General features: G+C 35.3%; 12 protein-coding genes. 3 read left to right on the top strand and 9 right to left on the bottom strand.

Going from position 1 to position 12,404, the window contains the following annotated elements:
• Complete coding sequence (locus DRF65_RS28680; protein WP_165852316.1) at positions 1 to 138, bottom strand: hypothetical protein; 138 nt, start codon at positions 136 to 138, stop codon at positions 1 to 3.
• Between the two features lie 35 nt (positions 139 to 173).
• Here DRF65_RS28680 and dusB point away from each other — a divergent pair, with 35 nt between their 5' ends.
• Positions 174 to 1,169, top strand: coding sequence for a tRNA dihydrouridine synthase DusB (gene dusB / locus DRF65_RS26040; RefSeq protein ID WP_115973624.1), 996 nt, complete (start codon positions 174 to 176; stop codon positions 1,167 to 1,169).
• Between the two features lie 57 nt (positions 1,170 to 1,226).
• On the opposite strand, the gene deoC is transcribed toward dusB, so the two are convergent.
• The 5 genes from deoC to DRF65_RS26010 form a co-directional block, all read right to left on the bottom strand.
• Complete coding sequence (gene deoC, locus DRF65_RS26035; RefSeq protein WP_115973623.1) at positions 1,227 to 1,970, bottom strand: deoxyribose-phosphate aldolase; 744 nt, start codon at positions 1,968 to 1,970, stop codon at positions 1,227 to 1,229.
• Between the two features lie 4 nt (positions 1,971 to 1,974).
• Positions 1,975 to 2,445: an Lrp/AsnC ligand binding domain-containing protein gene (locus DRF65_RS26030; protein ID WP_047379047.1), complete on the bottom strand. Its 471-nt coding sequence runs from the start codon at positions 2,443 to 2,445 to the stop codon at positions 1,975 to 1,977.
• Positions 2,446 to 2,472: 27 nt separating this feature from the next.
• Positions 2,473 to 3,408: an endonuclease/exonuclease/phosphatase family protein gene (locus DRF65_RS26025; RefSeq protein ID WP_115973622.1), complete on the bottom strand. Its 936-nt coding sequence runs from the start codon at positions 3,406 to 3,408 to the stop codon at positions 2,473 to 2,475.
• A 377-nt stretch (positions 3,409 to 3,785) separates the two neighbouring features.
• Positions 3,786 to 4,457, bottom strand: coding sequence for a tRNA (guanosine(37)-N1)-methyltransferase TrmD (gene trmD, locus DRF65_RS26015; protein WP_115973620.1), 672 nt, complete (start codon positions 4,455 to 4,457; stop codon positions 3,786 to 3,788).
• Positions 4,454 to 5,716, bottom strand: coding sequence for an NAD(P)/FAD-dependent oxidoreductase (locus DRF65_RS26010; RefSeq protein ID WP_115973619.1), 1,263 nt, complete (start codon positions 5,714 to 5,716; stop codon positions 4,454 to 4,456). Before DRF65_RS26010 ends, trmD begins: the two co-directional genes overlap by 4 nt.
• 65 nt (positions 5,717 to 5,781) lie before the next feature.
• Between DRF65_RS26010 and DRF65_RS26005 the strand changes: the two genes are divergently transcribed.
• Positions 5,782 to 6,645, top strand: a complete 864-nt coding sequence (locus DRF65_RS26005) for a glycoside hydrolase family 25 protein (protein ID WP_115973618.1) — start codon at positions 5,782 to 5,784, stop codon at positions 6,643 to 6,645.
• A gap of 120 nt (positions 6,646 to 6,765) precedes the next feature.
• Here the strand turns inward: DRF65_RS26005 and DRF65_RS26000 are convergent, their stop codons facing one another.
• Both DRF65_RS26000 and DRF65_RS25995 read right to left on the bottom strand, forming a co-directional pair.
• Entirely contained in the window at positions 6,766 to 8,427 is a 1,662-nt protein-coding gene (locus DRF65_RS26000; protein ID WP_115973617.1) for an alpha/beta fold hydrolase, read from the bottom strand.
• A gap of 126 nt (positions 8,428 to 8,553) precedes the next feature.
• Positions 8,554 to 9,066 carry a 5' nucleotidase, NT5C type gene (locus tag DRF65_RS25995; RefSeq protein ID WP_115973616.1) on the bottom strand — a complete coding sequence of 171 codons (513 nt, stop codon included), beginning with the start codon at positions 9,064 to 9,066 and terminating at the stop codon, positions 8,554 to 8,556.
• A 208-nt stretch (positions 9,067 to 9,274) separates the two neighbouring features.
• On the opposite strand from DRF65_RS25995, the gene DRF65_RS25990 reads away from it, so the two are divergent.
• The gene (locus tag DRF65_RS25990; RefSeq protein WP_115973615.1) at positions 9,275 to 11,176 is read left to right on the top strand and encodes an ABC-F family ATP-binding cassette domain-containing protein; all 1,902 of its coding nucleotides are present in this window, start codon (positions 9,275 to 9,277) and stop codon (positions 11,174 to 11,176) included.
• A gap of 137 nt (positions 11,177 to 11,313) precedes the next feature.
• On the opposite strand, the gene DRF65_RS25985 is transcribed toward DRF65_RS25990, so the two are convergent.
• Positions 11,314 to 12,369 (bottom strand): Gfo/Idh/MocA family oxidoreductase, encoded by a 1,056-nt coding sequence (locus tag DRF65_RS25985; protein ID WP_115973614.1) that lies wholly within the window; start codon positions 12,367 to 12,369, stop codon positions 11,314 to 11,316.
• Positions 12,370 to 12,404: the final 35 nt, after the last annotated feature.

Raw genomic sequence — 12,404 nt, 5'->3', positions numbered from 1 at the left:
TTAAGGTTTAAAATCAGTCATTCTTATTATAACAATTTTTCTCCCCCCACTTTCATACTCTAAAACCCTAAAACTTTCCCTCCCTAATACTCTTCCACTCATTTCAAACTCATCACTTACATTAATAGATAATATCATATTTTCTAATAATCAGAATTTTGTAAATTTGCACCATGATAAAAATAGGCAACATAGAACTGCCGGAATTTCCACTTTTGCTGGCTCCGATGGAAGATGTAAGTGATCCTCCATACAGACGTTTATGTAAAATGCATGGTGCAGATTTAATGTATTCGGAATTTATTTCTTCTGAAGGATTGATTCGTGATGCTATGAAGAGCCGTAAAAAGCTGGATATTTTCGATTATGAAAGACCAGTCGGGATACAGATCTTCGGTGGTGATGAAGAAGCAATGGCCATGTCTGCGAGAATTGTTGAGACAGTAAATCCAGACCTTGTAGACATTAATTTTGGTTGTCCTGTAAAAAAAGTAGTCTGCAAAGGTGCCGGTGCCGGAGTTTTAAAGGACATTGACCTGATGGTTCGTCTTACAAAAGCAGTAGTGAGTTCCACTCACCTCCCTGTAACGGTGAAAGCCCGTCTGGGATGGGACAGCACCTGTATCAATATAGATGAAGTGGCAGAACGTCTACAGGAAACCGGAATCAAAGCGCTTACCATACATGCCAGAACCCGTGCACAGATGTACAAAGGGGAGGCAGATTGGGAACATATTTCAAGAATCAAACAAAATCCTAATATTGAAATTCCAATTTTCGGGAACGGTGATATCGATTCTCCGGAAAAAGCATTGGAATACAAACAGAAGTATGCTTGTGACGGAATCATGATCGGACGTGCAGCCATTGGCTATCCATGGATATTTAATGAAATCAAGCATTTCTTTAAAACAGGAGAACACTTACCTGCTCCCACTATTTCAGACCGGTTATTAGCGGTGCGTCAACATGCAGAATGGAGTGCAGAATGGAAAGGGGAAAGATTAGGATTGGTAGAAATGAGACAGCATTACGGTAATTATTTCCGTGGAGTTCCTCACTTTAAAGATTTCAGAAAAAAATTCCTGGAAGTCTTCACATTAGAAGAAATGGATGCCCTAATTAAGGAAACCCAACAATTCTATGAAGAATACCAGGCCCAGGTATAAAAAATAAAAACCATCAAATTGAATTGATGGTTTTTTTATTGTTCTTGAATATCGATCTTAATATCCGCCTGATGAAGATTCATTTTTAATTAATCCCAATGCAGAAGAAGTTCCGATTCTCTTTACTCCCATATTGATCATTTTTTCAGCATCTTCAGGAGTTCTTACTCCTCCGGCAGCTTTTACAGGAAGTTTTCCTGCATTATCAAGCATTATCTTTATACCTTCAAATGTTGCTCCGTTAGGTTTTCCATCTGCAGTCTCATAAAAGCCGGTTGATGATTTAACGAAAATTTCAGATAAATCATTCGCTGAAAAATTCTCTTCTGCCCAATTTGAAATACTTTTGGTAATGTCTGCGATCTGCTCATCAGTTAGAGCAGCAATTTCAATAATCCATTTGGCAATTTTATGATGGTCCAAAGATAACTTCGTACATTTCACAAATTCTTCTTTTACCAATTCAGTATTTCCCTGAAGGTAGGCATTGTAATTAATTACAAAATCCAGTTCATCTGCTCCATCTTCAATAGCTTTTGAAGCTTCAGCAAGTTTCTCTTCTATTGAGTATGTTCCTTCGTGGAATCCTATTACAGTTCCTACTGCAACATTTGAATTTCTCTCCTGAATATATTTTTTGATCTCAGCCACATAATCCGGACGGATCATGACGGCAAAAATTCCATTATCTATGGCTACCTGGGCAAGTTCTTTATCAATCTGAAGAGTTCCTTCATGTGAAATACCTGATTGTTCCGGTGTCTTCAAGTAAGTTGAATCCAAATATTGGGCTATGTTCATATCGTTATACTTTCAATTGTCTGTAAATACCTTGTTCCAAAGATATGAAAGTTTCTGTTCTTGTTACTCCTTTCAGTTTTTGGAGTTTGTTAAGGATTTGCATCAAATGGTCGTTATCCTTACAAAGAACTTTCAGGAATATTGTATAATTCCCGGTTGTATAGTGGGCTTCCACTACTTCATTGATATCATGCAAAGATTTTACCACTTCAGGATAATGGCTTGGCTGATCCAGGAATACCCCAATGTATGAAATCACCTTATACCCGATTTTTTTAGGATTCAGGAATGAAATTGAGTTTTCAATAACTCCTGCATGTTCCAGTTTTTTAATCCTTTGGTGTACTGCTGTTGTGGAAATTCCCACATTTTTTGAAATGTGTGCTAAAGAAGTTTTAGCATTATCCATCAACATGTAAATGATTTCTTTGTCGATGGAATCTAAATGATAGCTTGTGTTGCTCGAATTTTTCATTTTCTACTTTTTTATTATTTATGTTTTTTATGATAAGCTTTTAAACTTTACAAAAACCGGGAAGTGATCGCTGTATCCGCCTAAATACCGGGTACCGGCATAAGTTCGGAAAGGTCGACCTTCAAAATTTCTGGTCCTGCTGCTAATTTTTTCAGAATTGAACACACAGGCTTCCTGAAAAGCCAGCGTCTTATTATCAAGGAGGGATCTTGACATAATAATCTGATCATAGAGCAATCCAGATTTATAATGAAAAGTAGAATAATTTCTTGTAGAAAACAACTCCTGAAAAGGGTTCATTAGAACCTTCTCATGATCGTTGTCATAGAGAATTTGCACTAAATTTTCATCATCCGGGTTTTCGTTAAAATCACCACACAATATGACATGTTCATTATCATCACCTACAATTTTCATAATCCGCTGCCGGATCTCATTCAATATAAAAGTTCTCTTGGGTTTATTGATATCTTTTTCGCGCTTAGAGGGAAGATGGGCGATAAAGACATTAATAATTTCCCCTTTATATTTAATTTTCGAAAACAGTACGTCTCTGGTTGTGTCGTAATTTCCAGTGTTTTTATAGGTTATTTCAAAAAAGAAAGTAATGGTCTCAGAATCTATGACCTCTACTTTATTTTTATCGTATAACATGGCTACATCTACCTTTCTTTCATCCATAGAATTGTAATGCACAATTCCATATTCAGAATTAAAGGGATCCATTTCTACAAGATCTTCTAAAACTTTCCTTCCGGAAACCTCAGATAATCCTATGATAAATGGCAATACTTCATTTTCCTCCTTCATCAATTGAAATACGTGAGAGATTTTAAAAAGTTTATTATTATATCTTCTCTCATCCCAGTTTCTTAAACCTGACTTAGTAGGATCTAATTTATGGACAGGTTTCGGATCGGGTAAAAATAAATTTTCAACATTATAAAAAGAGAACAGTTCCATCAACACAAATTTCTATACTTTAATTAATATGTTCTTTTCTTCTAAATGTAAATTTATTATTTTTTTTCAAATTTCATTGATCAATCTACAATATGATAAATCAATTTCTAATAAGAAATATTTCAAAAGTAATAAAAAAAATCAATAAAACCATTTGTAGTGAATTAAATTTTCAATTAATTCGCAATTTTATTCAATATATAAAAATTAAAATAATAAATAAAACAACAAATAATCGAAACAAAATTCCAACTATAAAGCCAAAGTTGCTAATATTTTTCTTTTCACTTACAATAATAACAAATATTATTCCATTTAATTTGTAGACAAATAGAATAATTAAAAAAAACAGGGCTTAAATGATCTGTAACACTATATTAAAGGAGATCAGGACGTTTTTCTTTAGTAATTCTTACTGCTTCGTCATGACGCCATTCTTCAATTTTACGAAAGTTTCCGCTGAGTAAAATCTTAGGAACATCAAGTCCTTTATAGCTTTCCGGTCTTGTATAAATAGGTGGTGACAGAAGATCATCCTGAAAACTGTCTGTTAAAGCACTCTGCTCATCATTTAAAACTCCCGGGAGCAGTCTTATAATAGAATCTGCCAATACACATGCAGCAAGTTCACCGCCTGTAAGCACATAATCACCAATAGATATTTCTTTGGTAATATGAAGGTCTCTTACCCTTTGATCTATTCCTTTATAATGTCCACAAAGAAAGATCAGGTTTTCTTTAATAGAAAGAGAATTGGCTATTTTCTGATTAAGAGTTACCCCATCTGGGGTCAGATAGATTACCTCATCATATTCTCTTTGAGACTTTAGTTCTGAGATACATTTATCCAATGGTTCTACCATCATCACCATTCCTGCGCCACCGCCGTAAGGTTCATCATCAATTTGCTTATGTTTATTGATTGCCCAGTCTCTCAGGTGATGAAAATGTACTTCTGCCAGTCCTTTGTCCATTGCTCTTTTTAAAATAGAGGTTTGAAATGGACTTTCCATCAATTCTGGAAGTACGCTTATGATATCAATTCTCATTGTAATGTTCCGTTTTTCTTAGTAGGTATAATAATTAATCTTAAGGAAGAATCCTTGTTGATATAGCTCCACATCCAGTTGAAGAATATGGCCAGCTTATTTCTAACGCTCAAAATTAGCATTAAATGGAGAAACATCCAGAAATACCATGCTAAAAATCCCTGAAATTTTATGAAAGGTAGATCTACAACTGCTCTGTGCTTCCCTATGGTTGCCAGAGAACCTTTGTCATCGTATTCATATTCTTTCCATTCACTTTCATTTTTCTTTAAGAGATTTTTACCTAGATTTTTGGCCTGATTAATGGCAACATTGGCTACCTGTGGATGTCCTTGTGGATACTTTGGAGTTTCCATATAGGCAATATCTCCGATGGCATACACATTATCATACCCTTTTATTTTGTTGTATCGGTCTACGATATATCTGTTTCTGACTAATTTTTCTTCAGGGAAACCATCAATTACATTTCCTGTAACTCCTGCAGCCCAGATGACATTATTGGATGGTATTTCTTTACCGCTTTTCAAATGTACTTTATCTCCATCATAATCTGTAACAACTTCTCCGCTCATGAATGTGACTCCAAGATCTTTAAGGTACTTTTCAGATTTTTCCTGAGCTTCACTGCTCATTACTGCCAGAGGTTTTTCTGTAGAGCTTACAAGAATAATCTTTAACTGATCGAAATTCATATAAGGATAATCTCTTGGTAGAATATCTTTTTTCATTTCGGCAAAGGCTCCTGCAAGCTCTACACCGGTAGGACCACTTCCTACAATAACGATATTCCAGTTTCCGTCATCGCTTCGGCTTTTTTCAATAATCAGTTTTTCAAACGTCATCAGAACATGATTTCTGATGCTGATCGCTTCCTGGGTATTTTTCATTCCGAAGGCTTTCCCTTCCAGGTCTTTATTACCGAAAAAATTAGTTTTACAACCTGTTGCAATGATGAGTTTATCATAAGTAAACTCTGCCTCATCTGTAATAACTTTATTGTTTGTGGCATCAATTTCTCTAACGTCCGTCATCCGGAACTGTGTGTTTCTGGATTGCTGAAAAATTTTTCTGAAGGGAAAAGAAATATTGGAAGGTTCTATTCTTCCAGAGGCTACCTGATAAAAAAGCGGCTGAAACATGTGGTGGTTCATCCGATCCAGAACAATGACCTTTTTGTTCTTATTATTCAATGTTTTTGCAAGCTGCAGCCCCGCAAATCCTCCTCCTATAATGATGATTTTTTCGCGTGTTTCCATAATACACAAATTTACTGATTTTATTTAGCATTTAGATGTGAAAAAAGTTAGTTTTGCAAAACTTTATGACACCAAAAAAGTACACCAAAAAAACTGCCAAACAGATTCATAAGAACAGACGGAACAGCTATTTTTTCCGTCGAAGAGTGATATTAGCCATCTTAATTGTAGCTTTAATCGGGACTGGATTTTATCTCAAGCAATCTGTAAGCTATTATTATGCATTATACTTTAATAAATTCATACATAAAAAACTTCACAACAGCGAAAAGGAAAGTTCAAGAATCCAGAGAGTATTAGCCAATAATCTTGATAAAACCTATGGCTTTGATGTTTCTCACTATCAAAACAGGGAAGACATCAAATGGGACAGTCTCAGTATCGGTAACAAAACCATTCCTTTGGAATTTGTAGTCATGCGTGCTACTATGGGAAATAAAAGTGCGGATAAACATTTTGATGAGTTTTGGGAAATGGCTAAAAAACACAAACTGATCCGTGGCGCTTATCATTTTTACAGGGCTGATGAAGATCCGGTGATGCAGGCTAATAATTTTTTAGCAAATGTAAAACTAGAGAGCGGCGACCTTCCTCCGATTCTGGATATTGAAAAGATTCCAAAACGAAAAACCAATAAAAAACTGATAGAAGATTTAAAAGTATGGTGTAAAATTGTGGAAGAAACCTACGGTGAAAAGCCTATTATTTATACATATTACCATTACTATAAGGATTTTCTGAAGGGAGAGTTTAAAGATTACCCTTTGTGGCTTGCCAATTACAATGACGTCCCAACACCATCTCCTGATGACCAGTGGGATTTCTGGCAATTTACAGAAAACGGAATCGTTCATGGGATTAATACTAAGGTAGATTTGGATATCTACAACGGCAATTCATGGTCTCTGAAAAGACTCACATTAGATTAATAAGGCTGGAAGATGGATGCCGGGAGATGGAAGTTTCTTGAGCACCAAATATCAACTTTAAGTTTATTTTCTAATGATCCAAAAAAGCTTCCTACCTCCATCTTACCGCTTCCCTCCTATTTATTTCTTCCCAAGGAAACTCAGAATATCTGCATTTAGCTGATCTGGTTTTTCAAAAGGCACCATGTGGGTAGTGTCCTTGTATATTTTCATTTCAGCATTAGGAATCTGTTTCGAAATAAATTCGGTATGATCCGGTTTAATTACATCTCTGTCACCAGCAATAACTAAAACGGGACTTTTTATTTTATCTAGATCATTTTTACTGATATCAGGCTGTGTAAGCATTATTTTTAAAAGTCTGCGTTCCCCAAATGTTTCTTCGGACCCCATATCATTTAGTTGTTTCATCTGATTGGTAAACCGTTCGATAAGCTTATCTTCTACTCCTTCAGGAAAAGCATTCGCTCCAATAGTAACCAGTTTATTAAGACGTTCAGGATATTTCAGCGCAAATTCAAGTCCTGTATTTCCACCATCACTCCAACCAACTATATTTATTTTATCCAATTTTAGTTCCTCTGCCAATGCTTTTACATCATCAGCAAACAATTTATAGGTAAAATCTTTTTTGGAAGTGTCTTTGCTTTTCCCTTGTCCTCTTGTATCTACTGCGATCACTTTATACTGCTTGGCCAGAACCGGGATTTGCTGATAAAAATCTTTAATACTCCCTGAATTTCCGTGAAGCAATACCAAAGGTTCACCTTCTCCATATACTTCATAATAAAGATTTGTATCTTTCAATTCCAGGTATTTTCCGGCAGAATCATTTTTACCATATATGGATTTATCTGCTTCCTCAATATTTTTTGAATTATCAGCAAGCCATCCCTGAGAAATAATGTCATCAGTATAGCCGCCATCATCATCCTTGGTATCTTTATCGTTCCCGTTTTTATCCATTTTCACATCGATATTAATGGCTGGTGCAGCAATTGTCATTTTTGTCCAGTCTCCATAGAACTCTCTGATGAAGCCCGTTTTGAACAATGCAGCACTGATTTTAATGAATCCGTTAAATTCTTTTAAAAAATTAATCCCTACAAAGAACTTTCCTTTCACCCAGATATTATGATCATTAACATCAAGCGTATATGTTCCATCTTTAATCATATCTTCTGTAAGCTGTACTGTAATTTCTTCATCCAGTAAGTTTTCATCCGGAAAACCGTCTTTCTCACTGTAAATACTATACCGCATCAGAACCGGTTCCGTGGAAACATATCGGGCAATATTTAAATTAATATTCTTAATTTTAGATCTTTTCTTTGTATTAAATTCCAAAGCTGTTTCTCCAAGAAAACCGGCTTTGTCTCCTACTGGATTAACAAAATATAAAATACTTTTGGTTTTCGTTTTTACACCCCAATTTTTATCTACCAGCTTTTTAGGTTTAATCGCAATTTCTTTGATGGTTTTAGTTTTCTCGTTCAAAAATACCTTCTGAAGATCATGGGCTTTAAAATTCTGTACTGTTTCTTCATACAGCTCATACCCTGGTACTTCTATTTTTACTTTTTGTTGCGGGTCCAAACCGGTAAGATCTATTGAAAAATTTCCTTTTCCGTCTGAAATTGTTCCGGTAGTCTTCTTTTCTACCCCAATTTTCACATAAGGCACGGGTTGATTTTCATTTTTAGAAATAATGGTCCCGGAAATGACCTGTGCATTGAAAACTGAAACTGTAAGAATTAAAGATAAAATGCTAAGTTTTTTCATGTTAAAAGTTTGGTGCAAACTTATCTATTTAGAACAGCCAACATTTATAAGGCATTATTAAAATTAATTCCTTTTTAGTTAAAGTTATTTTAAATTTCTAATAACCATTTACATATTAACTGTCCTCTATAAAATTTCCATGATTTCCTCCCATGAATTCACTCTTCTATAGGTTTCATTTTCCACCAGTTCATTATGAGGCTGGGTGAAAATCAGTCGTTCCCCTGAGAAATGGTCCAAATTCTTAGGATAATCATCAATCATTACATCTCCTGCCACAACTTTTTTACTTCCGCAAAGGACAATCTGTTCCCAGGTAATGAATGGAAAATGTTCAGCCAGCCAGTCATATTTTTCTCTTAAGCTGTTCGGAAACTCCATTCCTGCGGAGACAATATACAATTCATATTTACTGTTCAGATATTCTATTGCTTCCTTACTTCCTTTCATTAGAGGTAATGTTCTGAAAAACCCTACTTCATTCACATGTTTCTTACCATTGGGAAAAACTTCCAGTTCAGGTTTTCCTGTTATTTCATTAAGCTCAACTTCCTTTCCGGTATCTCTTTTTTCAAACTGAATCAGCTGATGGTATACATCTGCCATTACCCCATCCATATCGACAATCACTTTTTTCATTTGTTCTTAATCGGTTTTTTAAATTATTATTGTTTAAGTCTGAATACTTTATACCAAATTTACCAAATCGTTTTCTCAGATAGCAGGTACAGTTTATTAAAAAATTATAAATATTCATTTTTATAAAAGAACTTCCGGAAAGTTTTGTGCTGACATTTTCGTATTTTTGCAACTCATTTCAAAATTAAAATCAAACTATTAATTCCCAATGAATTACGTTTCTGCAGAAAATCTTACCAAATCCTACGGCATCAAAGTTTTGTTTGAAAACATATCCTTTCACATTAATGAAGGAGACAAAATTGCCATTGTTGCCAAAAACGGAAGTGGAAAATCTACCCTTCTGAAAATTTTAATGGGTAAAGAAATTGCAGACAGCGGCACTGCAATCATTAATAAAGATATCCAGGTTGTTTTATTCGACCAGGAAATTGATTTTGATTCCAATCTGAGCATTGAGGAATTCATGATGACTCTGGATTCTGAACCTATTCTTGCTTTGAAGAATTATCACAAATCTCTTCATTCCACAGATCATGATTTTATTGAAAAAGCACTGGCTGATATGGAAGCCCATAAAGCCTGGGATCTTGAAAATGAAATGAAACAGATTCTTTCTCAGCTTAAAATTACGGATCTTGATGCCAAAATGGGAACGCTTTCCGGAGGCCAGGTCAAGCGTGTTGCTTTAGCCAAATTATTGACAGAAACCAGAGCTGAGCATAAGCATACTCTACTGATCATGGATGAACCTACCAACCACCTTGATGTGGATATGGTGGAATGGCTTGAAAACTATCTGACCAAAGCAAAAATAACGTTACTGCTCGTTACCCACGATCGATATTTTCTGGACAGTGTCTGTGATATTATCTGGGAAATGGAAGACAGAAATCTTTACGTTCACAATGGTTCATATGCAACCTATCTTGAGAACAAAATGATCCGTGAAGATAATATGAATGCAACCATCGATAAAGCCAATAACCTTTACAGAAAAGAACTGGAATGGATGCGAAGACAACCGAAAGCAAGAACCACAAAATCTAAAAGCAGAATTGACTCTTTCTATGAAACAGAAAAGGTAGCTAAAACAGACACCAGAAAACAGGGTCTGGAACTTGATTTTGAAATGAAGCGTCTGGGAAATAAAATTCTGGAACTGAAAAACATTGATAAAAGCTTTGGAAATAAGGTCCTGTTAAAAGATTTCAGCTACCAGTTCCAGCGTGGTGAGAAAGTAGGAATCATTGGAAAAAACGGTGCCGGAAAATCTACTTTACTGAATATTATCCAGGGATTGGAAAAGATAGATAAAGGTGAGATTGAAACAGGAGAAACTATTTCTTTCGGATATTTTGCCCAGAAAGGTCTTACTTATAAAGAGGATGAACGTGTGATTGATTTCATTAAGGAAATTGCAGAATTCTATCCTTTAGCCAATGGCAGAAGCCTTTCTGCATCACAATTCCTGAGATTATTCTTATTTGACGACCAGACACAGTACTCTCCTATCTCAAAATTATCAGGAGGAGAAAAAAGAAGACTGCACCTGATGTATATTTTATATCAGAATCCTAACTTTTTGATTTTTGACGAACCTACAAATGACTTGGACCTTCCTACATTAACGGTTCTTGAAAACTTCCTACAGCAATTCCAGGGATCTCTGATCATCGTTTCCCACGACAGATATTTCATGGACAGAATTGTAGATAACGTTCTTGCTTTCGAAGGGGATGGAAAAATCAGAGATTTTGTAGGAAATTTCTCAGAATACCGTGAGGCCAGAAGCCGTGAAGAAGCTTTAGAAAAAAATACAACGGCAAAAGCTGAACCTATACCTATAAAAGAAACAGTTGTTGCTACAGAAAACACTTCATCTTCCAATGCTCAGAAAAGAAAATTAACTTTTAAAGAACAAAGGGAACTGGAAACTATTGAAAAAGAAATACCAGGGCTGGAAGAGCAGCGTGCAAAAATACTAGATCAGCTCAATAATGAATCTGATTATGAAAAAATAGCCAAACTTTCTTCTGAACTGGAAACGATCTCTGAAAAACTGGAGAACTATGAGATGAGATGGCTTGAACTTCAGGAAATCATGTAAAAAACAGGAGTTATGAATGAGTTCAGAAAGTTTGAGAGTAAGAGCTTTTTAGGGTGGAAGAGCAGAAAAATTCTACTTCAGATTACCAGTAACCTTGAACTTTAAACTTTGAACTCATTGATAACTCATTTGTTAATTTATAGTACGATGATCTTTCCTTCTTCTGTACTTGTAATGGATGCATCGATGATCATCATATTCTGAATCACTTCTTTTCCCGGTGAAGGTAAAGGATATCCAAATACAATATGTTCATAGATTTGCTGGTAATAATCCATATAATTTCCGGCTTCACTTGAAGTAAATATTCTTTCTGTTTCTGAATTTTCATTCAGATAGTTTAAAATTCCGTCTGCTTCTTTCAAAGGCTGCATCCATTCTTTTCCATAAACAGGAATGGCACCTGCCACCAATTCCGCTTCCTGATTATCGGTTCTTTCCTGAAGGAGACTCCCTCTATCACCATGAATTTTATAAGCGTAATGATCTTCTTTAGTGAAAACGGAAGATTTTAATCGTACTCTCAGATCATTTTTATAGAACAGAAGGATTTCGAAATAATCATTGGCATATTCTGAACCTTTCATAGAAAATACATCAGCAAAAAGTTTTTCAGGATATCCGAAATACTGTATCACCTGGTCCACAAGATGCGCTCCAAGGTCATGCAGTGAACCCGAACCTATCTGATCCGGATTTTCTTTATGCTGTTTACCGCTTGGCGTAGTACGGAATCTGTCAAAACGGATCTCTGCCTCTTTGATATTTCCTAATTTCCCTTCCTTTAAAACTTTTTGTACCTGCTGGAAATCACGGTCAAATCTTCTGTTTTGATACACACTTAAAAATAATCCTTTCTCTTCTGCCAGTGTTACCAGCTCTTCCGCTTCCTCTACATTTACAGTAAATGGTTTTTCAACGATGATGTTTTTACCAGCTTCCAATGCTTTTTTAGCATATTCATAATGCGTCTGAACCGGAGTGTTGATAATGACTAATTCTACATCTGTATCCTGAAGCATATCTTCAACCGAACGATAGATCGTGGCTTCAGGGTATTTCTCTTTGGATTCTTCTTTACTTCTTTCCACTATTGCAGAAATAAAGAACCCCGGATGTTCTTTTAAAAAAGGAGCATGAAATACTTTTCCACTCATTCCAAAGGCACAAAGCCCTGCTTTTACCAGTTGCATATTTTAATTTTTTAACAAATATATTCATAAAAAAC

This window comes from Chryseobacterium pennae (genome assembly GCF_003385515.1).
In the GTDB taxonomy this organism is placed as follows: Bacteria; Bacteroidota; Bacteroidia; order Flavobacteriales; family Weeksellaceae; genus Chryseobacterium; species Chryseobacterium pennae.
This window is presented reverse-complemented; position numbering and strand designations above follow the sequence as displayed.